Source organism: Sphingobacterium sp. B16(2022), from assembly GCF_012030425.1.
Taxonomy (GTDB): domain Bacteria; phylum Bacteroidota; class Bacteroidia; order Sphingobacteriales; family Sphingobacteriaceae; genus Sphingobacterium; species Sphingobacterium anhuiense.
Map to the genome: position 1 here is coordinate 1,065,364 of NZ_JAAUVN010000002.1, position 22,083 is coordinate 1,087,446.

Genomic DNA, 22,083 nt, shown 5'->3' on the forward strand with positions numbered 1-22,083 from the left:
GATATTCAGTAATGGCCATATTAAACAAAGGCATATTACTATATTTTAGCGCAAATGTATCAAAAGTAGCCCTAAATCACAATACTTATATTCACATTACAGGGTTTTGATGCATTCTTCAGTTAGAAATGGGTATTTAAAATTAAAGCCTGTATCAATTATTTTTTGGTTGCTCGCTGTTGTACTTGTCAGCAAAACTTCTTCGCCCATTTGTCCAAGAGCAAATTTTAAAAGAAAAGCAGGTACGTAAATCGGTAGGTAGATTGAACCTACTTTTTGTTTAGCGATACGATCGATTATTATTTTTTGTGCCAGTACTTCTGAGGATACAGCATTGTAAATTCCTACTATTTCATTGTTACGTATGGCTGTTAAATACAACTTGCACAAATCATCGATGTGGATCCAGCTCATTTTTTGTTTTCCCGAACCTAAGTAAGTTGCACTTTTAAACTTTAATGATTTGGTCAATTCTTTTAAAGCACCCTCATCTTTACTGAAAACTACGCCTAACCTGAAAATGACCACTCTTTTATGCAATAATTCAACAGGTTTTACGCTGTCTTCCCATAGCTTGCAGGTCCAGCTTAAAAAATCCGTACCCTGTTCTTCATTTTCAGTAAAAGCATGTCCGGGTTTTTTGTCTGCTCCATACCAGCCAACTGCCGATGTTGAAATGACAGCTTTAATTTTGTTAGGAAGTTGCTGTAGCGCTTCTGCGATTAAATTACCACTATTAACCCGGCTGGAGATCAGTTCTTGACGACGCTTCTTCGTCCATCGCTTGTCAGCAATGCCAGCTCCAGCAAGATTGATAATATAATCTGCCCGTTTTATCGCATCATTGTTTATACGTTTAGTATCTGGATCCCAGTGTAAATGTTCAATATGATTGCTGTCTTTATTTACGCTGGGGTTTCGACTGAATATAATGACATGAAACCCTTCGCTAACAAGCAATTTTGTTAAATGTCGACCAATAGTTCCTGTACCTCCTGCTAGAATGACTGTTTCCATAGTTCCAAGATCTTTAAGCTTATAAATAATGTGATCGTTTCTCATAGCCAATTTAATTTTTATTTATCATATTCCACCCTTATTCAAATTAAAAAATGGTTATTTTGCTGTATATAATAGAGTAGGATTTTAAAATATGAATTATTTTGATGAGCTTAAAACGCTCTTGAATATAGAACAAGACTTTGATCGTGAGCAATATGAAACCCTTTTGCTAAAGTCAAGCTTGAATGAAAGAAAGTTAAAAGGTGTGACCTGGTTTCCGATTCAGATTAAAGGTGAAGAGATGGGGCGTGGTGATTATCTGACCATTACATTATCCAAAACAAATAACCAGGAGGATGAACATCGTTTTCGCTTTGGTATGCCGGTCGCTCTTTTCTCGAATCATGATCCCCTGGTCGATCGGGCAGAAGGACTGATTTCTTTTGTGAATAGAGATACAATGAAAATTGCATTGCGGGTCGATGAACTGCCTGACTGGACGAGAAGAGGTAAACTTGGGGTGGATCTTTTATTTGATGAAAATTCATATAAAGAAATGCATGAAGCATTAAGGAAAGCCAAAGAACTGCGTTTAGATTTAAATGAAGGAAGACTGATCCGCGAGATAATAGGTGAGGAGGAGTTAAAGGGATATAAAAAAGAAATTAATTACGATAACGCTACTTTAAATCAGAGTCAAAATGAAGCCATAGTTCATATTCTAAGTGAGAATCCGATTTCCATTATACATGGCCCTCCCGGTACAGGAAAAACGACAACTTTGGTCAAAGCAGTACAAGCCCTACTGAAAAAGGAAAATAAGCAAATTTTAATTGTGGCACCGAGTAATACGGCAGTTGATGTTTTGACCGAACGATTAGATGCCGCAGGAGTGTTAGTGACACGTATTGGAAATCCCGTCAAAATTTCAGAACATTTACAAGAATTAGCACTTGATGCCCAAGTGGATCAGCATCCGGCAAACAAGGAAGTCAAGTTACTCAAGAAAAAAGCACGGGCTTACACCGAAATGGCTCAGAAGTATAAACGAAGTTTTGGAAGATCTGAACGGGAACAGCGTAAAGCACTTTTTGATGAAGCTAGAAAAATAGGAAAAGAAATTGGCGATATACAAGATTTTATGGTCGCAGATATTCTGGATAAAGCACAGGTTGTTACTGCTACTTTAGTCGGATCCAATCAGTACGCAGTCAGAAATAGAGTATATCAGGTTGTTATTATCGATGAGGCAGCACAGGCTTTAGAACCCGCTTGTTGGATTCCGATTCTAAAAGCAAATAAGGTGGTGCTTGCAGGTGATCATTGTCAGCTTCCTCCCACGGTGAAGTCAAATGCCCAGATGAATATCGGTCTTTATCATACGTTGTTTGAAAAATTAGTAAAACGTTATCCTGAACATGTTTCTTTATTAAACGTTCAGTATCGGATGAATGAAAAGATTATGCAATACCCTTCTACGGCACTATATGATGATCATCTCATTGCAGGAGATCATGTACAGCATTGGACGCTCAAAGAAGATTCGGAACCTGTTGTTTTTATTGACACTGCAGGGGCGGGTTTTGAGGAAGAACAGGATGGTACAGCAACATTTAATGTAGGGGAGGCTCGTTTTGTTATCAATCATTTGAAACAATCATTGGTATCTTTTGAACAGGTTTATGATGAAAGTGATTTTCCGGCGATTGCAGTTATTACTCCTTACCGGAGACAAGCGACAGTGCTCAATGAATTATTAGTAAATGATGAGCAGATTGTTCCCTTTCGTCATCATATCCAAATTAACACTATCGATAGTTTTCAGGGGCAGGAAAAAGATATCATATATATCAGTTTAACAAGGAGCAATGATCAGCAGGCAATCGGTTTCCTTTCCGATGTGCGTAGGATGAATGTTGCTATGACAAGGGCAAAGAAAAAGCTCATTGTGGTGGGGGATAGTGCCACTGTGGGTAAGCATGAGTTTTATGATAATTTTATTAAATATGTAGATACCATGCAAAGCTACCATAGTGTTTGGGAGTGGGATTTGGGCGAATAGTTAATATAACATGAAATTCTAACGGAAATTAGTAGCAGATGTATTGAATTAATCTGCTATTTTAGCAACTTGACGAATTTTTACTGAAAAAATTATGGATAAGTATTATCAAAATAAAGAATTAGTTTTTAAAACGCGTTGGATGACAGCAACTGGATTTTACTTCGCCGAAGCGGAATTGCCAGAAGCATCTTTAACAGCATATTTAAATAATTCTGAAGAATCAGAAGAACATATTATTTTCATCCCTTTTAGTCAAATAAAAAGAGCTGTACCACTTTTTGATAATCAGCCACCATTGCTTGATATTGATGTATTAGATCCAAAAGATTATCAAGCTGTAGTTGCAGACTTTGAGAATAAAGCCCAATTGAAAGAAGCCATTCAGGCAATTGAAGAGCAATCAGGGCTTAGAGAAACAGTAGAAGTTATAAAAGACAAAACCTGGATACGTAATTTGCTTTATACAATTGCAATTGCTTTTTTCGGTTTTTCGCTGGTGATGATGGCAAGGGAATTAGAAAATGGCGAAGTGCCTGATACGAGTGGTAACAGATCGGGTTTCAAAAGTGTTTTAGCTGCTATTGCAGAGCAGTTGGGTTTTATGGGCAGTGCTGCATTAGCTATAGTATTGTTTTCTGGTTTCGCATACTTTACTTACACGATATATAAAAGTTCAAATACAACAAGAACTGTCTGGAAAAAGTAAGGCTTATCCATGACTTTCTGATGAACTAAAATCATGTTCAGCGTTAAGGATAAATGAAAATTGTTTTCAACTATTCTTTAAAATATAAAAAAGTGGCTAACTCTTGCGAGTAGCCACTTTTTTAATTTTAAAAGGTGCTTTGACCTTTATTCAACCTCATTTTTATTCAAGAAGACAAATTGACCATCAAATACGTCCAATTGGATAACCGCATCTTTATTTACTTTTCCTGAAAGGATTTCTTTCGAAAGTTCATTCAGGATGCGTTTTTGCATAACACGTTTCAATGGCCTTGCACCATAGATCGGATCATATCCTAATTGCGCTAGCCAATCCATAGCATCATCCGAAGCAGTGATGAAGATATTTTGCTCAGCCAATTGTTTTTGAATATGGCTAAATTGCATCCGTACGATGCTTGCAATTTCATTTCTGCTTAGAGGTGTGAACATGATGATTTCATCAATACGGTTCAGGAACTCTGGGCGAATTGATTTTTGTAAAAGTTCAAACACTTCACCTCTTGTTTTTGCAATAACCTCATCTCTGTTATTATCATTCAACTGCGAGAAATTCTCTTGAATGATATGCGATCCGGTATTGGAAGTCATGATGATGATCGTGTTTTTGAAATTCACCGTTCTACCTTTGTTATCTGTTAAGTGACCATCGTCGAGTACTTGCAGTAAAATGTTGAACACATCAGGATGTGCTTTTTCAATTTCATCCAAAAGTACGACAGAATACGGACGGCGGCGAACAGCTTCAGTCAATTGTCCACCTTCTTCATAACCTACATATCCTGGAGGCGCTCCGATAAGTCGGGACACTGCGTGACGCTCTTGGTACTCGGACATATCGATTCGGACAAGCGCATGTTCATCATCAAATAAGAACTCAGCTAGTGCTTTTGCTAACTCCGTTTTACCTACACCAGTAGTTCCCAAAAAGATGAAAGAACCAATGGGACGCTTAGCATCACTAAGTCCCGCTCTTGAACGGCGGATAGCATCAGAAATCGCTTCAATCGCCTCTTCCTGTCCGGCAACCCGTTTATGTAATTCCTCTTCTAGAGAAAGAAGCTTATCGCGCTCAGACTGGATCATCTTATTTACAGGAATACCGGTCCATTTAGATACCACATCAGCAATGTCTTCAGAAGTCACTTCCTCTTTTAACATCCGTTTGCTATCTTGCTTTTCAGCTAATTCTGCTTTTAATTTTTCGACCTTATCCTGCGCATCTTTGATACGGCCATAGCGAATCTCAGCTACCTTTCCATAATCGCCTGCACGTTCCGCCTGATCAGCTTCCTGCTTATAGTTTTCTATATTTTCAATCTCCTGGTTGACACTGTCCACCAACGTTTTTTCTGACTGCCAGGATGCACGTAAAGAATCGCGTTCGGCAGATAGATTAGCGATCGTTTCAGAAAGTTCACTGACTTTCTTATCATCATGCTCACGCTTTATTGCCTCCCGTTCAATTTCGAGTTGCATAATACGGCGATTCAGCTCATCTACAGCTTCAGGAACAGAGTCCATTTCAAGACGTAATTTTGAAGCCGCTTCATCCATTAGGTCAATCGCTTTATCTGGTAAGAAACGATCCGAGATGTAGCGGGTGGACAATTCGACAGCGGCAATGATTGCTTCGTCAAGAATGCGCACTTTATGGTGCGTTTCGTAACGTTCTTTTAATCCGCGCAGGATTGAAATTGCATCTTGAGTCGTTGGCTCGTCAACCATTACTTTTTGAAAACGACGTTCCAATGCTTTATCCTTTTCAAAGTATTTTTGATACTCGTTCAATGTTGTTGCACCAATAGCACGAAGTTCTCCACGTGCTAACGCAGGTTTTAAGATATTGGCTGCATCCATTGCACCCTCACCACCACCAGCACCAACTAAGGTGTGGATCTCATCGATAAACAGGATGATTTCACCGTTACTGTCTGCAACTTCTTTGACAACAGCTTTTAATCTTTCTTCAAACTCACCTTTGTATTTTGCACCGGCTATTAAAGCCCCCATGTCCAAAGAGAATACGATTTTTGATTTCAAATTCTCTGGCACATCACCATTGATGATGCGGTGTGCAATACCTTCGGCAATAGCGGTTTTACCAACCCCTGGTTCACCCACCAAGATGGGGTTGTTCTTAGTTCTACGGGATAAGATTTGCATCACGCGGCGAATTTCTTCATCACGCCCAATAACAGGGTCTAATTTTCCCGATTCAACAAACTCGTTTAGATTACGGGCGTATTTTCCCAAAGCATTGTAGGTAGCTTCGGCATTTTGATCCGTTACTCTTGTGTTGCCACGTAGTTCTTTGATCGCTAATTTAAGATCCTTTTCATTTACTCCTTGATCCTTCAGTAGACTAGATGTTTTATCGCCTGCATTTAGAATACCTAGAAGTAGATGCTCTACAGATACAAACTCATCATTAAACTCCTTCAAGTAGCTTTGCGCTTTTTGCAAGGCCGAATTTGAGGTATTGCTCAAATAGACATTTGTGCCGCTGACTTTCGGGAATGCCTGAATTTGCTTATCCAGTTCTCCACTTAAGTAAGGGATATTTACATTTAATTTTTTTAACAGATGACTGATTACATTTTCATCAACTGTTAGCAAGGCTTTAAGTATATGTGCGGTCTCAATAGCCTGCTGTTGATTGCCTGTGGCAATCTCCGAAGCTTTTTGAATCGCCTCTTGTGCTTTAATTGTATAGTTATTGAAATTCATGGTTTTATACGCTTTTTGATTTGATAATTGGATAACAATCAAAATGCCATATCTGTTTTTATTCTTTTTTCGGAAAAAATGTCTTGTATTTTTATTGTGAAATGACAAAATTTCATGTTTATGTGCTTTGTAGCGATGGGGTGCTATTTGAATTGAAAATAAATGGCTTGATTTTCAGAAAATTATTAAAAATATGAAAAAAAAAGCCAGTAAAGTTTGATTTTGTTGTCAAAGGTTTCGATATTTGCACCATCATAATTCGAAAGGGTTATTTAAAAAAGCCTCTTTAGCTCAGCTGGTAGAGCAACTGACTTGTAATCAGTAGGTCATTGGTTCGATTCCGATAAGAGGCTCTTTTTTAACTTTCACACATGATGCCTCCTTAGCTCAGCTGGTAGAGCAACTGACTTGTAATCAGTAGGTCATTGGTTCGATTCCGATAGGAGGCTCAAAAAGGTCAATCTCAAAAAGGTTGACCTTTTTTTGTGTTTATACTGATTGTAAGATTTAATGCCCAATTATTTACAGATCGTGTGCTTTATATAAATTAAATTTATACCAGCCATGAACCGGCATAAATTTAATTTTATTGAGCTTAAGCACCTATAGGACTGATTATATAGTGACGACCTATTTTTGTTTCAAATGAAAACCTTTCTCCTGTCTTACTTACGGCTATTTGCTTACCATTTTCCATTACTTGTATTTTTTTTTCTTTCCAAGGATTGTTGATCTGGCATTTTGTGCCTTTTTCACTATAAATGGACAGATTTGTTATGGTAATGCCATCATAATCTGCAGAAACTAAGAAGGCACCTTTAGTCCGTAGGCGCGTAAATGAAGCGCTTGATTTTACCCAGTTAGGAAATATGTACAGCGTGTTATCAAGCGTTTGAAGCATCATTGAGTTGACCGTTTCAACTAGGGCTGTTTTTTCCGAAGCATGATGGCCATCTGTAATCAAGAAGTTTTTTTGAGCACCGCTGGCCAATATGCTTAGGTTTTTAATAATTATTTCGGGGGAGAAGCCAACGCGTGCAGCCATAATATAACCACTTAGACCTAACGCATTCATTGATCCTTGAAATCCATTTTGGTCAACTTCATAGTATTCAACAGTATTTTTAGCTATCTGTAACGAATCTGGATCTGAAAGTAAATCGAGTACTTCGCAGGGGTAGACCGGATGCATTTGTATCATGTGGTTTGGTAGATCCCATCCTGCTTCATTTTTTGCAAAAACCGGCAAGCCTTTATTCGGTGTCTTGGTTGGCTGTATTACCTTGTATTTAGGAAGGTGATCGAGAATATCCTGCCACAGCGTTCTCCGGTTTTCATCCACATCCAATAACTTACTATACTTGAGAAGTAAGCTGAAGGTTTGCTGGACGAAACCTAGATCGGAGGGAGGATTGAGATCCCAGGAACTTTCATGTGCGCCAGTAGTGATACTGTATCGGTAAGTATCACCATATGGCTCCTTTTTCAGGTAATCTTCATAGAAATCACCACATTCTTTAATAAAGGGGTAAGCTCTCTTTTTTAAAAAATCCAAATCACCAGTATATTCATAGTACCAGCTGAAAAGTGGTACATTGAACGGCGCATTCATCGTTTGTTGCCAGTAATAATTGTAAGGTATGCCAATTCCTAGTCCGCCAACTAAGAAAACAGCCCCTCTAAATGATTTCCCAGCTAGAGAGGGATGGACAGTTCCCATGTCATTTTGCGCACGTCTTCTTCCGTCAGGTAAGATTGCTTCAATGAAATTGTAAAAAGGTTTTGCAATTTCGGGTCTATTCGCGGAGAAGACGCTATAAAATCCAGCTTGGCTATTATAATTTAAATGGATATCACCATGGTACATCATTTTGTCATCCATATTCCAGACACCATACATGCCACCACATGCCGGGGAATGTTCATTATAGGCAGAAGCTAGAAAATAGATCGAACTTAAGTACTGCCTGTTGATCAATTCATCATTTGTTTCCACATATGACCTATTCCACATATCCTTCCACCATGCTATTTTTGTATTTCTTAATTCATTTAAACGGTTATTTTGCAAATCATGAAGTGTTTTATATGCGTTTTCCATCTGTGCATCGTTCTTCATACCGCCCCCAGATATGTAAGACAGTACATAGACAGTTTTTCCAGCTTTAAGAGTAAAGTCCGTATTGGCCTGGGCTTGGGATTCTCTACTGCAAATAGATGATGCGCCAAGAACCTTAGTTGATATACCGGCTTTAGAGACCCATCTTACATCTGTAGTTTTAGTTTGTCTGGTTACCTGCGTTACGTTACTGTTCACATCGGCTGTTGTGCCATATGTTGCTGATATACTATCGGCATAAGTATCTACAGATATTTTGATAGGAGTTTTTGTGTTATTTACCAGTTCAGTCACTAAAAGATTTTCATTAACAGATATCCAGCTTTTCATATGCACAGGTTGTGCTGTTGCTGTACGCATGCGCAATTCATTACCTAATTGATCCATCTCATACTTAAAACCAGCGCTTATCGGTGATTCTACTGTTATTTTAACCCCGCCAACAGGAAGGGCAGCGGGGCCGGATCCGGCCCAGTCCGACCAGCCATCTGTTACAAAATCGACTTTTGAGATGCTGAAAGTCTGGCTGTTTTCAGCAGTATGGCAGACCACACCAACATCGCCATTGCCTATATAAGGTCCAATAGGTGCATGATTACTGCGGATACTTTCATAGCTAAACGGTGCGTTCCAGACGGCAGTCATTAAGTTTTTTTTACTTAAAAAGAATTGATTATCTGCATCAGAATTTTTTATCAAACTTCTCTTTTGCTGTGATTGTGCACGACTGCCAATATTATTAGATGTATTGACGTTTTGTTGCGCCTGACTTGAAAAACTTAATAATAATATACAATAGGTTAGATTTCTTTTTATCTTCATTATATTTTGAGAGGTTACAGTAGTAGGGAATTTAGAGTTTAGTTATAAGTTTTTGGAACTATTAGAACCGATATAAAGATTCAATATATTTTTTCAAAATACTACCTTTATATTTGCCAATAATGTTACTTTTTTATCATTATCAAGTTGTGGCATACTGCGCCGATCAAGTCCAAAGTAACAGCAGGCTTTAGCCTTAATTTTGATGTATGGTCTTAGCTATGCCACTAATCATTTGGGATGGTTTAAATAGAGGTGCTGTTTTAGTGTCAATTATCGGACGATGAGATGAGTTGTGTTTTTGCATGTTCCCATTTTTAGAAACTTAAGATCGCGAAGTTATGATAGCATAGCGTACGGTCATTTTGCAAAATCCCTTGCTATACCAAAACAAACGGGTCCCATACATATGTATGGAACCCGTTGTATATCGATACCAGTTATTATTAAAAGTTTGGTTTTAATAAATACTTGTCGTAGAATCTGAAAATATGATCTGCAGCTTCTTCCGCCGTATCAACGATGCGGTAGAGTTTTAGATCTTCTTCGCTGATGTAGCGTTCACCTAGCATTGTGTTCTTGATCCAGTCGAAAAGGCCACACCAATATTCGGAACCCACTAACACGATCGGGAAGCGTGCGATTTTACCTGTCTGGATTAATGTAATTGCTTCAAATAATTCATCCATTGTTCCAAATCCGCCCGGCATAACAATATACCCCTGCGAATACTTCATGAACATGACTTTTCTAACAAAGAAATAGTTAAATTCAAGAAGTTTATCACGGTCAATATATCTGTTGTGAAATTGTTCAAACGGCAATTCTATATTTAGTCCTACTGATTTACCGCCAGATTCATAAGCTCCCTTATTTGCAGCTTCCATGATACCGGGGCCACCTCCAGATATAATTCCATAGCCACGTGCAGTTAATAAACTTGCCACATCGACAGCCATTTGATAGTATTTATGATCTTGTGGAGTTCTTGCAGATCCAAAAATGGAAACACAAGGACCAATTTTAGCTAATTTTTCAAATCCATCTACAAATTCGGACATGATCTTAAATATTTGCCACGAATCTTTTACTTTTATCTCCTGCCACGTTTTGTTTTCAAAGGCACTTCTTATTTTGTCGTCTTTTGTAATATCCATGCTATACTCTTATTATAAAAATTACTGTTCCTTTTCATTTGAAAGGAATACAAGATAAGGAATATTTTTAATTTGAACAGTTTCTTTAACTATTATATTGTTAAATTTGTGCCATGAATTTTTCTTCTAAATTATTAGAAAACGCTGTATCCGAGTTTGGACGTTTACCTGGAGTAGGTCAAAAAACTGCATTGCGACTTGTTTTACACCTGTTAAAGCAATCGGATGCTGAAGTTGCACGATTTACATCTACTATTAATCAATTGAAAGAAGAAATTCAGTATTGCCATATCTGTTTTAATATTTCAGACTATCATGAATGTGAAATTTGTACCTCTCCAAAGCGGGATCATTCCATTATATGTGTCGTGGAAGATACGCGTGATGTGATGGCGATTGAAAATACCAATTCTTACCAAGGAATCTACCATGTACTAGGGGGACTTATTTCACCAATGGATGGGGTAGGACCGTCTGACTTGAAGATTGACGGTTTGGTCGACCGTATGCGTAAGCAAGATGTCAAGGAGGTGATATTGGCATTAAGTGCTACGATGGAAGGAGATACAACGATATTTTATTTGTATCGTAAGCTCAAAGAATTTAATATCCAGGTCACTACTATCGCACGTGGTATTGCTTTCGGCGGTGAGCTTGAATATGTCGATGAATTGACCTTAGGAAGGTCAATAGCGACGAGAACATTATATGAACGACCGACGTTATAAGGGTTAGAATACCGTATTATTTTGATTGTAAAAGCTTTGTTACCCGACGAAGCTTTTTTTTGGCCTGCTTTTTAGTGAAAAGTTGTATTTTAACAGATTATTAAATCTAACACAACCAAACTATCATTTATTAAATAAGTATGAAAGAAAAAAATAGCTCCAGAAGAGATTTCTTAAAGAAATCCATCACAGGAGCAGCGGCATTTTCAATTGTCCCTAGATTCGTATTAGGGGGACAAGGATATTTGGCTCCAAGTGACCATTTAACGAAGGGCATCATTGGCGTAGGTTCAATGGGGCGTGGTCATTTTGGATACGCGGGAACAAAAACAGTGGCTATATGTGATGTTGACACAAGACATTTGGCTCTAGCGCAACAGGCTTTAGGTGGCGGAGTTAAAGAACATCATGATTTTCGTGATTTAATTAAAAACCCTGAAGTAGATATCGTGCATATTGCAACTCCTCCGCATTGGCATGGTTTGATGTCTTTGGAAGCAGCGCGTGCAGGAAAAGATATCTGGTGTGAAAAGCCGATGACACGTACAATCGGTGAAGGAAAACGTGTCAAAGAAGCGATCGCACAACATGGTAATATGTTTAGATTAAATACCTGGTTCCGTTTTGCCGATAATTTCTACGGAATGAATGTTCCGGTTAAAAAAATTAAAAAATTGGTAGATACAGGTATGTTGGGTTGGCCGTTGAAAGTAACGATCAGCAAGCATACTGGTTTTGACTGGAAATTTTTCTGGGTAGGGAAAGAAAACCTTCCTGTTGAACCGGTACCAGCAGAATTGGATTATGAATTATGGTTAGGTCCTGCACCTTTCAAACCTTATAGTACGCACCGCGTGCACACAACTTTTAGAGGGTACTGGGATTATGATGGCGGTGGTCTTGGTGATATGGGCCAACATTATTTGGATCCTGTTCAATATTTCTTAGGAAAAGATGGCGAAAGTCCTGTATCGGTAGAAGTTGATGCGCCGCAGCAACATAGTGATGCGGTCGGTACCTGGAGAAGAATTGTTTATACATATGCTGATGGCTGTCAGATTATTTTAGATGGTGAAGGTAAAGATGAAGGCATGGCTTATATAGAGGGACCTAAAGGGAAGCTATATAAAGGCTTTGTGTCTGATATACCGGATATGGAAAGGAAACTGGCACAATTTCCTGAGCCAGCACCACAGATTACAGATTTCTTGGAATCGGTACGTACACGCGAGAAATTTGCATTAAATGAAGAGAACGGATACCGTTCATGTACATTGGTCAACATGGGCTTGATTGCCTTACGTTTAAACCGCTCATTGAAATTTGATTCTACAAAAGATGAGTTTATCAATGACGATGCAGCAAACCGTTTAGTTTATCAACCGATGCGTGGCCCTTGGTCAATGTAATTTTCTAATCTATCTAAAATGAAAAAAGTTTTTAATACGATATCTGCCTTATTAATACTTCAAGTGGCAGCATATGCACAACAGCCCCAAAATAGAACGACTGCTACTAAAATAGCTGATGTACTGGGGCAACAACCTGCCGAAGAAAAGGTTAAGTTTTTATACGCGATGAACGAGTTGGAAAACTTTACATCAAGTGAAATCGCGGCGATGCTAAATCAATTGAAACCGCAGGGCCAAAACAATGCGCAAGTAGAGTATGCCACAAATAGCTATTCTTTCTTTGTTAACCAACCAGGCAAAGAAAAACAGAAAGATGTATTTGTACAAGGTCTATTGGATGCATTGGGTACGGTGAAAGAGGATACCAACAAAGCTTTTGTATTGCGTCTTTTACGTCAGTGTGCAACGAACGCTGCTGTGAGTAAAGTAGCTACTTATTTAAATACACCGTATTTGGCTGATGGTGCGGCACGCACATTGGTCTCGATCAATACGAAAGAATCAAGCGATGCATTAGCACAGGGATTAGCGAAAGTAACAGATGAAAAATGTGCAGTTGCGCTCGTGACCGCTTTGGGAGATGTTAAAAATCAAGATACCGAGACGGCTATCATCGCTTTGATCGATAAGTTCAAATCGGATAGCTTCAAACGCACTGCTTTGATTGCCCTGAGCAAAATTGGAGGAACAGCAGCGCTTCCGATCTTTGAAAAAGAGCTTAAAACAGCAAATTATAGTTATGATAACCTGAATGGTATCGGTTTAGGTCTGGACTATGCCGAATCTCTAATTGAGAACAAAAAAAATAAAGAAGCAATTGCTTATTTAAATACTTTGTTTGCTGAGGCTTCTAAATTGAAAGCAATCAATGCACAAGTAGGATCGTTAACTTTATTGACAGGATTGGATGCTAAAAAACAAAAGAAAAACTTGTTTGCGGCGGCTCAAAACGAAAATAATGTCTACCGTCATGTTGCTTTAAATCTATTGCACAAATACGGAGATGCAAATGATACTAAAAAACTATTAGGACTAGCAGCGAAATCAAGCCCTGCGGTGCAAGAATCATTATTGAACTATATTGCTCAAAACGGTTCGATAACTCAATTAAAAGCAATCGAGAAAATTGTTGGCAAGTCAACAGATGCGCATGCTAAATTAGCGGGGCTTTCGGCGATCAATCTCCTTTCTAAAGGTGCTGACTCGAAAGCTTTAATTGATAATTTGTCTACTGATGCGCAACTGAATGAATCGATCAAAGCACTTTTGTTAAGTTCAAAAAATGAACAGACAATGGACGTGATCAACAATTCATTAGCAACTGTTGATGATGCTAAGAAAATCCAATTATTGGATATTTTGAGCACAAGGGCAAATGCTAATTCTTCGCAAGCTGTATTGGCTTTGAATAGCACCAATGCTGATGTAAATAAAGCTATCAACAAGGCTTTACCAAATGTTGCACAGGAGAAAGATCTAGAAGTACTTGTTAATCTATTGACAAAAGCGGATGAGGCTTCAAGCAGGAATTTAGAGGTTGCGATTGCAAATGTGATCCAGTCTAGTCCTAACAAAGAACAACATATCCAAAAACTTGCTGCGAATATTTCCCGTTCTGCAGCACCTAGTGCAACCAAATTCTTTCCAATTTTTGCCAGACTTGGCGATCAGGAGTCTTTGAATGCGGTTACGAATTACTTGAAATCTGATAATCCTGCTCTTCGTGATGCCGCTATTTTAGCGATCGCAGACTGGTCGACTCCTTTAGCTTTAAATGAGCTTATCCAGTTGTCAAGAACAAACTTATCAAGTGGTTTAAGTGAAAAAGTATTTGCTGGATTGATCAAGAATATCAATAGATCAAGCGAAACAAACGATCAGAAGACCCTTTTATTGAAAGATGCTTTTGCAGTTGCTAAAAATAACAACCAAAAAAGAACTGTTTTAGGTTCTCTACAAAGTACGGGCACTTACCAAGCGGTGGTATTTTCAGGTAAGTTTTTGAAAGATCCGGAACTGAAAGGCACTGCCGTTAATACAGCTATGAACATTGCTTTAGATAATAAATCTTTTATAGGCTCTGATGTTCGTAACATACTGAATGAGGTGGTCAGCAATTTAAGTGGAAGCGAAAGTGCATACTTAAAAGAAGCTGTGCTTAAGCATCTTGCTGAAATGCCTAAATCTGAAGGTTTTGTAAGCCTATTTAACGGACAGGATCTAACAGGCTGGAAAGGTCTGGTGGCAAACCCGATTAAAAGAGGTCAAATGACTGAAAAAGAATTAGCTGCTGCGCAGGTAAAAGCTGATGAGCAAATGCGTCAGGGATGGGCTGCTAATAATGGTGAATTGATTTTCAACGGTAAGGGAGATAACATTGCTACGGTTAAACAATATGGCGATTTTGAGATGTTGGTTGACTGGAAACTTGATAAAAACGGTAAAGAAGGTGATGCAGGGATTTATCTTCGTGGTACACCACAGGTTCAAATCTGGGACATCTCTCGCGTAAAAGATGGTGCTCAAGTGGGTTCTGGTGGTCTTTATAATAACCAAAAGGCTGAATCGAAACCATTATTGGTGGCGGATAATGCCCTAGGTGAGTGGAACACGTTCAGAATTAAGATGGTTGACGACAAGGTGACAGTTTACTTAAATGGTAAATTGGTTACAGATAATGTGCCTTTAGAAAATTATTGGGATCGCAATCAATCTATTTTCCCGACCGAGCAACTTGAGTTGCAGGCTCATGGTACAGTGGTGTCTTACAGAGACATCTACGTAAAAGAGCTGGCTAGAAAAAATGTATTTCAATTGAGTGCGGCTGAAAAGAAAGAAGGTTTTGAGGTTTTGTTTGATGGTACAAACTTAGATAAGTGGACGAAAAACGATGGTTATGTGATCAATGATGAAGGATATCTAAGAGTAGTGCCAGATGCTAAATTTGGTGGTAATCTTTATACAAAAGAAGAGTATGGAGATTTCATCTATCGTTTTGATTTCAAATTGACGGACGGTGCAAACAATGGTGTGGGTGTCAGAGCTCCTTTAGAGGGTGATGCCGCTTATGCTGGTATGGAAATCCAAGTGTTGGATAACACTGCAGATATCTATAAAGATTTGAAACCTTACCAATACCATGGTTCGGTGTATGGTGTTGTAACGGCTAAAAAAGGATTTTTAAAGCCAGTAGGCGAGTGGAATACGGAAGAAATCGTTGTAAAGGGTAACCGTGTTAAAGTTACTTTAAATGGTACAGTGATTCTTGATGCTGATATTGCATCGGCAAGCAAAAATGGTACTTTGGATGGTAAAGATCATCCAGGTTTAAAACGTACAACGGGTCATCTTGCCTTCTTAGGACATGGTTCGGAAGTATTCTTTAAAAATATCAGAGTAAAAAAATTGAAATAAGGATTATACCATTTCATTTTATAAGGTCCTTATTACGTAAAGTAATAAGGACCTTTTTTTTAACATTAAACCAAGAACGATGAGTTGTGTTCGGTTTCTCCATCGTGCCACTCAAGGTATATTTTATGGTTGAAAAAAAATATATTCAAAAAAATATATTTCAGATGCTATCGCTTAATGTGAGGCAGCTTTTGAAAAGAAATTCATTATAATGACTCCGGCAACAATCAAAACAATACCAATCACTGCTGGAAGATCAAGTGATTGTTTGAAAATAACAACCGAGATAACAGTTGTTAAAACAATACCGATACCACCCCAAGCTGCATAAGCAATACTAAGGGGAATAAATTTAAGCGCCAGGGAAAGAAAATAAAAGCAAGCTATAAAGGCCAGAATAGTGACAATAGATGGAATTAACTTTGAAAACCCATTGGATACTTTTAAAAAACTACTGCCAAGTAATTCAAATGCAATAGCTAAGCCTAAAAATAAATATTTCATTTTTTTATATGATTAAGAATCATACAAAGGAACGGTAGATTGAGATTATTTTTTTTGATATATATCAAATTAAGTTAAAATTTCAATACAAACTATCATTATTTTTTTCGGATCCGGCTTAATGTTTCCTGAGTAATACCAAGATAAGAAGCGATATGTCCTAGCGAAATGCGTTGTGCCGCTGCGGTTTCATTCTTCAGCAGTGTGTTGTAACGCTCTTCAGCAGATTCAGTCTGTAAAGAAATGGTACGTTCCTCTAATATTTTGCAATATTCTTCCGCTAATTTTCTCCCAATGGTTTCCATTTGATGATATTTTTGATAAAGCTCATTCATATCTTCTCTGGAAATATAGTAAATAGAGGAATCTTCTAAAAACTGAATGCTCTCTAAAGAAGGAAGATTGAAGAAAAGAGGAATCACTGAACCTAAGATCATATTTTCGATACCAAACCAAACATTGATCTCCCGATCTTCTTTATTGTAAAATGCGCGAACAATTCCTTTTTCAATAACAAACATATTGGATACAACTTGCCCCTGTTTAAGAAAAAAATCACCCTTTTGTTTGGTCATGAATTTAGTTCTCTTAATCAATTCTTCCTCAAGATCAGTATGAATTGGTCCGTATTTTTTTAGCTGTTGGATTAAGAAATTCATATTTTCTGTATTACTTCCCTATAATATTAAAACTTGCAAGTGCCGGTTTTACCGCTTGCGTAAGAACGCATTGCAACATAAGGAGTATCTATAAAAGATAAACGTTTACAAAACAAACCATATGTTGTCATGAGGTTTTAAATATACCTATCGAAGTTGGAACTACCAATCTGCAAAGTGAATTTATTGATGTTATGTAAAGCACAAAATTCCGCATGTTTATTTGTAATTCGTAGATATTGTATGTTCTTTCCAAGAATCATATACTTGCTAATAGCTAATTTTCATCAACTGATCTTAAGATTTGATTTTTGATTGAGTTACATAAATCCTTGATTTTAGAACAGCATAATGCTCGAACTATAACAATTTTATCGTTGCTACGACAGAGAGCTTTATCCTGATTAAAAATCTAGATTAGTAATTAGCGTAAATATGTTGATATTAAGGTTAGCTACACGACCCTATATTTGATCTGATTAGTAGGGAAGCTCTTCGCAGTGAAAGCCTTTATCCTGCAACAGTCCGATGATAGATTGTGGATTTTCCTTTAAAGTATCGATGCGTAAGATACGATCGCAATCCTGTAGATCGAAATTCCATCTGCCCGGTGTGCAGTGTTCATTTAAATCATATTCTAAAATGAGAATGTCTTTTTCAGTTTCTACTGAGGTTTTAAATACATAAATCATGCGGTTTTTAATTTTAAATTTTTAATACAATCTGTTATAATCCTTTTTTTCCTTGTAGCCAATATCCTTGAGTAGTTATACGGTTTACACCGTTTCTTTTAAGGGCCTTTCGAAAAGCTTGAACGGAAGTGACATTGCCGACTAAAGTGTAGCTGGCATGAAGCCAGTTTTCATGATGAAAAATGGGAAGACCATCGATCCATTCTGCATCGGTAAACGATCCATTTTTTGGAAAGATACTACAGTTTTCTAAGCCCAACAGCTCAGGAACTTCTCGATTTGCATCGTCTAGTTCTAGATAGAACTGGAAGGAATGATTGTTTTTTTTGAGTGTGGGAAGTAGCGAACAGGCCAATCCGAGCGAAGTTTCATCGCCGAATAGTAACTGATGCTGAAATTTTGGGTTATACACCTTATGTCCCCTCGGGCTACTGATATAGAGATGATCACCAACGCTTAAAGTGTCTGCATAACTGCTTCCGGGACCATTATTGTGGATGTGAAAGATAATGTCCAGGATACCCAGTTGCATATCATGATAGGCAATCGTATAATTCCGGTATTCGATTTCGTTTACACGGATCACACTCGCATAGCCAATCTGGAAATTCATTTTGGCAAGGTCGCTCTGAAAACGTACCTTTTTAAGATGGGGGCTGAGGTAAGTGGTGCCGATCACTTCAGCACGCTGGCCAACGAGACTTTCTAGTATGCCGCCTGCCCATTTGGGTAGTGTTGATATCATGGTATTGCTTTTTGTTCATGACAAAGAAACAGCTAATTTGTAACGCAAACAATGGAGCAAAGGAAGAGGGTATTGGACTAATCGCGGTTTTTGTTCCGAAAGGATAGTGCCGACATTCCGGTCACTTTAGTGAATAATCTCGAGAAGTAGGGGTAATCCTCAAAACCTAAGGCATCGGCGATTTCTTTTACTGACTTGTCAGAATGATAAAGCAGACGTTTAGCTTCTAAAATGATACGCTGTTGGATATGATAGGACACAGGGTAGCCGGTGACGTCTTTGACACATTCATTCAGATAGGGGGTAGAGATATTGATACCCATAGCATAGGCGGCGGGTCTTTTTATAGCGAGAAAGTCACGTTGCAGGGAAGCCTTAAATGCTTTTGTGATAATCTCAGATCGTGAAAGTTTGTCGACAGGTATAGCGCCCTCGAGGTACATCGAAGTCAAGAGCCCAATCAATGTATTGCAGCTGTCCTTTAATAAGGCGTGATACAATTGCTGATTTTTTCGTGCAGATAGGGTAAGGCATAGCGATGCACTGTTGGCTAGGATAGAAAAGATATCTTCTTGAACCATTAGAGGTTTGAGGGGAGCCAGCTCTTCTAACAAATGGAGGTATTCCGGATTTATATGTTCACTATTGATCCTCAAAAAACTACCGCTCACATTTGTCAGAGCAACAATACGATGTACCTGATGTGGATGTATATATAGAATAGAATAAGGCTTTACAGTATATTGTTGAAAATCTATTTCGATTTCAGTAGTTCCATTTTCCAACAGAAAGAACGAATGGTAGTTATCACGGTGTGATCGTCTGACGTCATCCAGATTCATGATATCCTGTTCATCAAAGTGCGCTTTGCCCATACTGATTCCTGAACCGAATTCAGCAGTCATTGTTTTTATAGGGATGGACTTATTTTTTTGACGCATGATAGGGATGTGTATATCTTCAAACCTGATTATTGCACAGCTAAGAGAAGCTAAAAATACGAGAAAATATTAAGACGTGGTGTGCACCGTCTATTTTTATTCGACAATTGTTCTAAAAGTGAGATTAATCCTTGGAGAGTGAATCTTTTTAGTAGGTGGCAGTCGATGTAGCCAATGGGATTGCGTCTCATCTTTCATGACCAATAAACTACCATGTTCTAAGATCAATCCTACATTTTCTTTCGTTTGTTTATGCTTAAAAGCAAATTTACGGACAGCCCCAAAACTCAATGATCCGATAGCACCATTTTTCTTTAAATCTTTTTCGCCATCACTGTGCCATGCCATACCCTCATCCCCGTTATGGTAGAGATTTAATAAGCAAGAATTGAACGTTTCTCCCGTTGTTCTTTCAACTATTTCTTTTAATTCCAATAATTCTATTGACCAAGGAAGAGCATGCTTGGTTGTATTGGAATAGGTATACTCAAAAGGTTTCTCACCGTACCAAGCGACTTTTCTTTTCGTTAATATATGTTTACCAAAAATAACGGCTTCATCGTTACGCCATTCGATGGCTGTCAATAGTTTTTCATAAAAGTAATCTGCACGTTCCTGTCCCAGTACTTTCCCATAATAATGTACTGTTCCGTCCTTTGGAAGCCAATTTTTCGTACTATCAATCGGATATTCAAATAATTCCATACATAATGTTTAAATGGTGGTGCTTCGTATTATAATTCCTGTTGTGTTTTGGCACTTTCCCATCCTATAATAGCTGTTTTTCGAGTTGGTCCCCACATGTATCCTCCTGTTATGCCAGAAGATTGGATAATGCGGTGGCACGGAATAAGAAATGCAATGGGGTTACTGCCAACAGCTGTGCCAACAGCTCTAGCTGCTTTTGGATTTCCGATCTGTTCCGCTATTGTTCCATATGTAGCCAGTTTCCCCATGGGAATTTTGAGTAAACTCTCCCACACACGCAATTGAAAGTCGGTGCCTTTGAGATGTAATTTAATCTGTGAAAGAGCAGACCAATCGTTTTGAAAAATGGAGAGGGCATTTTGTTGCAGATCGTCATCCCGTTGCTGAAATAGGGCATTTGGAAACTTAGCCTGTAAATCGGTGAAAGCTTTTGCTTCATTACTTTCAAATGCGATATAGCATACTCCTTTGGCTGTAGATGCAATAATTATTGGGCCAAAAGGACTGTCTGCATAACGGTAATTGATCTTGAGAAATTGACCTCCATTTTTATATTCAGCAGGAGTCATACCTTCGATATTGATAAATAGATCATGTAAACGGCTACTGCTCGAAAGTCCGGTATGGTATGCGGCATCAAAGAGTGTAAGTTCTTTGTTGTCATCAAGCAGTTTCTTGGCATATTGCAAACTGATGTACTGTAAAAATTTTTTAGGACTTGTACCTGCCCAATCAGTAAAGAGCCGTTGAAAATGAGCGGGGCTTAAATGAATTTTTTCAGCGACTTCATCCAAGTTTGGCTGTTCCTTAAAATGATGTTGAATATATTCGATAGCTGAAGCTATTCGATTGTAGTTGAGATTTGATTGTGTTTCCATTTTCATTTTAATTTATACCCAAATTTCATCATGATTGTCGTTGTTTACAATCCGAAACATGCGGAGTTTTGATTAGGCGTGATCATTTTAACCATTTTGTAATTGATAAATGGTACATTTTTTAAAATCACTTCCTGCTCCTTTACGGTTGTAAATCCCATTTTTATAAAAAATGGTTTTGCCGTCTTGCTTACATCTGCCGTTAAACGATCGGTGTTTTGTCGCCTTGCCTCTGCTTCTATATATTGGTAGAGCTGGGATGCTATTTTTTGACCTTGGTAATCTTTATGAACAAAAAATAAATCAATATAACGACCTTCAGCTAAGGTGCAAAAGCCGACAATACTGTTGTTTAACGCTGCTATGAGTACATACTGCTCAGTTAACACCTGAGTCCATCGTTGCATATTCTCACTGCTGGAGCTCCAAACCGCTACCTGCTCTGCGCTATAATCTTGGATGCAAATGCGCTTAATAGTATCGACAAACAGTTCCTGCAGGGAAACAATATCATGAAGGGTGCCAAATCTAAACGTAATTTTTTCCAAAATATACTGGTATAATGTTTTTTCTTTGATTGTATGGGCTACTCTAGACCATTCTTTTTATTGATATGATGTACTGCTGATTGATGAGTCAAACTTAATAATATTGTCTTTTATATCCAAAGTACTGGCTTGACAATTCATGTTCATTGCGCAAATTGCTTTACTATTATTTGCTATACGCAGTGATTTTAGATTTCTTGAGGATGAGTTTTTTTTAGTTTTAGTCACAAAAA

Annotated in this window: 17 protein-coding genes and 2 tRNA genes; 7 read left to right on the forward strand and 12 right to left on the reverse strand. The window is 38.1% G+C overall.

The window, feature by feature from the left end; translation table 11 throughout:
* Positions 1 to 96 precede the first annotated feature (96 nt).
* Positions 97 to 1,062: a TIGR01777 family oxidoreductase gene (locus HCX49_RS14570; RefSeq protein ID WP_168127473.1), complete on the reverse strand. Its 966-nt coding sequence runs from the start codon at positions 1,060 to 1,062 to the stop codon at positions 97 to 99.
* A gap of 91 nt (positions 1,063 to 1,153) precedes the next feature.
* Here HCX49_RS14570 and HCX49_RS14575 point away from each other — a divergent pair, with 91 nt between their 5' ends.
* The gene (locus HCX49_RS14575; RefSeq protein WP_132772721.1) at positions 1,154 to 3,064 is read left to right on the forward strand and encodes an AAA domain-containing protein; all 1,911 of its coding nucleotides are present in this window, start codon (positions 1,154 to 1,156) and stop codon (positions 3,062 to 3,064) included.
* 94 nt (positions 3,065 to 3,158) lie between these two features.
* The gene (locus HCX49_RS14580; protein WP_021189931.1) at positions 3,159 to 3,773 is read left to right on the forward strand and encodes a hypothetical protein; all 615 of its coding nucleotides are present in this window, start codon (positions 3,159 to 3,161) and stop codon (positions 3,771 to 3,773) included.
* A gap of 146 nt (positions 3,774 to 3,919) precedes the next feature.
* Here HCX49_RS14580 and clpB read toward each other — a convergent pair whose 3' ends face one another.
* A complete protein-coding gene (clpB, locus tag HCX49_RS14585; protein ID WP_132844729.1) occupies positions 3,920 to 6,523 on the reverse strand; it encodes an ATP-dependent chaperone ClpB in 2,604 nt (867 codons plus the stop codon).
* A 280-nt stretch (positions 6,524 to 6,803) separates the two neighbouring features.
* Here clpB and HCX49_RS14590 point away from each other — a divergent pair.
* Positions 6,804 to 6,876: transfer RNA gene (locus HCX49_RS14590), tRNA-Thr, on the forward strand.
* 23 nt (positions 6,877 to 6,899) lie between these two features.
* Positions 6,900 to 6,972, forward strand: a tRNA-Thr gene (locus HCX49_RS14595).
* 146 nt (positions 6,973 to 7,118) lie between these two features.
* Here HCX49_RS14595 and HCX49_RS14600 read toward each other — a convergent pair.
* Positions 7,119 to 9,464: a glycosyl hydrolase family 95 catalytic domain-containing protein gene (locus tag HCX49_RS14600; RefSeq protein ID WP_168127474.1), complete on the reverse strand. Its 2,346-nt coding sequence runs from the start codon at positions 9,462 to 9,464 to the stop codon at positions 7,119 to 7,121.
* Between the two features lie 446 nt (positions 9,465 to 9,910).
* Positions 9,911 to 10,615: a TIGR00730 family Rossman fold protein gene (locus HCX49_RS14605; protein WP_037526690.1), complete on the reverse strand. Its 705-nt coding sequence runs from the start codon at positions 10,613 to 10,615 to the stop codon at positions 9,911 to 9,913.
* A 119-nt stretch (positions 10,616 to 10,734) separates the two neighbouring features.
* Here HCX49_RS14605 and recR point away from each other — a divergent pair, with 119 nt between their 5' ends.
* From recR to HCX49_RS14620, 3 genes are all read left to right on the forward strand, one after another.
* On the forward strand, positions 10,735 to 11,349 hold the full coding sequence (gene recR, locus HCX49_RS14610) for a recombination mediator RecR (protein ID WP_168127475.1): 615 nt from the start codon (positions 10,735 to 10,737) through the stop codon (positions 11,347 to 11,349).
* A gap of 140 nt (positions 11,350 to 11,489) precedes the next feature.
* Complete coding sequence (locus HCX49_RS14615; RefSeq protein WP_132772727.1) at positions 11,490 to 12,758, forward strand: Gfo/Idh/MocA family oxidoreductase; 1,269 nt, start codon at positions 11,490 to 11,492, stop codon at positions 12,756 to 12,758.
* An 18-nt stretch (positions 12,759 to 12,776) separates the two neighbouring features.
* Entirely contained in the window at positions 12,777 to 16,175 is a 3,399-nt protein-coding gene (locus HCX49_RS14620) for a DUF1080 domain-containing protein (RefSeq protein ID WP_168127476.1), read from the forward strand.
* Between the two features lie 174 nt (positions 16,176 to 16,349).
* On the opposite strand, the gene HCX49_RS14625 is transcribed toward HCX49_RS14620, so the two are convergent.
* The 8 genes from HCX49_RS14625 to HCX49_RS14660 form a co-directional block, all read right to left on the reverse strand.
* A complete protein-coding gene (locus HCX49_RS14625; protein ID WP_132772730.1) occupies positions 16,350 to 16,679 on the reverse strand; it encodes a DMT family transporter in 330 nt (109 codons plus the stop codon).
* Between the two features lie 98 nt (positions 16,680 to 16,777).
* Complete coding sequence (locus HCX49_RS14630; protein WP_168127477.1) at positions 16,778 to 17,338, reverse strand: Crp/Fnr family transcriptional regulator; 561 nt, start codon at positions 17,336 to 17,338, stop codon at positions 16,778 to 16,780.
* Between the two features lie 479 nt (positions 17,339 to 17,817).
* A complete protein-coding gene (locus tag HCX49_RS14635; RefSeq protein ID WP_168127478.1) occupies positions 17,818 to 18,030 on the reverse strand; it encodes a hypothetical protein in 213 nt (70 codons plus the stop codon).
* Positions 18,031 to 18,064: 34 nt separating this feature from the next.
* Positions 18,065 to 18,775, reverse strand: a complete 711-nt coding sequence (locus HCX49_RS14640) for a siderophore-interacting protein (protein WP_168127479.1) — start codon at positions 18,773 to 18,775, stop codon at positions 18,065 to 18,067.
* Positions 18,776 to 18,852: 77 nt separating this feature from the next.
* Positions 18,853 to 19,716 (reverse strand): AraC family transcriptional regulator, encoded by an 864-nt coding sequence (locus HCX49_RS14645; RefSeq protein WP_168127480.1) that lies wholly within the window; start codon positions 19,714 to 19,716, stop codon positions 18,853 to 18,855.
* A 96-nt stretch (positions 19,717 to 19,812) separates the two neighbouring features.
* A complete protein-coding gene (locus tag HCX49_RS14650; RefSeq protein ID WP_132772736.1) occupies positions 19,813 to 20,421 on the reverse strand; it encodes an alpha-ketoglutarate-dependent dioxygenase AlkB family protein in 609 nt (202 codons plus the stop codon).
* Between the two features lie 29 nt (positions 20,422 to 20,450).
* Complete coding sequence (locus HCX49_RS14655) at positions 20,451 to 21,302, reverse strand: methylated-DNA--[protein]-cysteine S-methyltransferase (RefSeq protein WP_132772738.1); 852 nt, start codon at positions 21,300 to 21,302, stop codon at positions 20,451 to 20,453.
* 44 nt (positions 21,303 to 21,346) lie between these two features.
* Positions 21,347 to 21,850 (reverse strand): GNAT family N-acetyltransferase, encoded by a 504-nt coding sequence (locus HCX49_RS14660; protein ID WP_206368490.1) that lies wholly within the window; start codon positions 21,848 to 21,850, stop codon positions 21,347 to 21,349.
* Positions 21,851 to 22,083: the final 233 nt, after the last annotated feature.

Bases quoted from the DNA above. Each gene is read 5' to 3' on its own strand.
- HCX49_RS14570 (WP_168127473.1), bottom strand. From the start codon at position 1,062: ATGAGAAACGATCACATTATTTATAAGCTTAAAGATCTTGGAACTATG.
- HCX49_RS14575 (WP_132772721.1), top strand. From the start codon at position 1,154: ATGAATTATTTTGATGAGCTTAAAACGCTCTTGAATATAGAACAAGAC.
- HCX49_RS14580 (WP_021189931.1), top strand. From the start codon at position 3,159: ATGGATAAGTATTATCAAAATAAAGAATTAGTTTTTAAAACGCGTTGG.
- clpB (WP_132844729.1), bottom strand. From the start codon at position 6,523: ATGAATTTCAATAACTATACAATTAAAGCACAAGAGGCGATTCAAAAA.
- HCX49_RS14600 (WP_168127474.1), bottom strand. From the start codon at position 9,464: ATGAAGATAAAAAGAAATCTAACCTATTGTATATTATTATTAAGTTTT.
- recR (WP_168127475.1), top strand. From the start codon at position 10,735: ATGAATTTTTCTTCTAAATTATTAGAAAACGCTGTATCCGAGTTTGGA.
- HCX49_RS14615 (WP_132772727.1), top strand. From the start codon at position 11,490: ATGAAAGAAAAAAATAGCTCCAGAAGAGATTTCTTAAAGAAATCCATC.
- HCX49_RS14620 (WP_168127476.1), top strand. From the start codon at position 12,777: ATGAAAAAAGTTTTTAATACGATATCTGCCTTATTAATACTTCAAGTG.
- HCX49_RS14625 (WP_132772730.1), bottom strand. From the start codon at position 16,679: ATGAAATATTTATTTTTAGGCTTAGCTATTGCATTTGAATTACTTGGC.
- HCX49_RS14630 (WP_168127477.1), bottom strand. From the start codon at position 17,338: ATGAATTTCTTAATCCAACAGCTAAAAAAATACGGACCAATTCATACT.
- HCX49_RS14635 (WP_168127478.1), bottom strand. From the start codon at position 18,030: ATGATTTATGTATTTAAAACCTCAGTAGAAACTGAAAAAGACATTCTC.
- HCX49_RS14640 (WP_168127479.1), bottom strand. From the start codon at position 18,775: ATGATATCAACACTACCCAAATGGGCAGGCGGCATACTAGAAAGTCTC.
- HCX49_RS14645 (WP_168127480.1), bottom strand. From the start codon at position 19,716: ATGCGTCAAAAAAATAAGTCCATCCCTATAAAAACAATGACTGCTGAA.
- HCX49_RS14650 (WP_132772736.1), bottom strand. From the start codon at position 20,421: ATGGAATTATTTGAATATCCGATTGATAGTACGAAAAATTGGCTTCCA.
- HCX49_RS14655 (WP_132772738.1), bottom strand. From the start codon at position 21,302: ATGGAAACACAATCAAATCTCAACTACAATCGAATAGCTTCAGCTATC.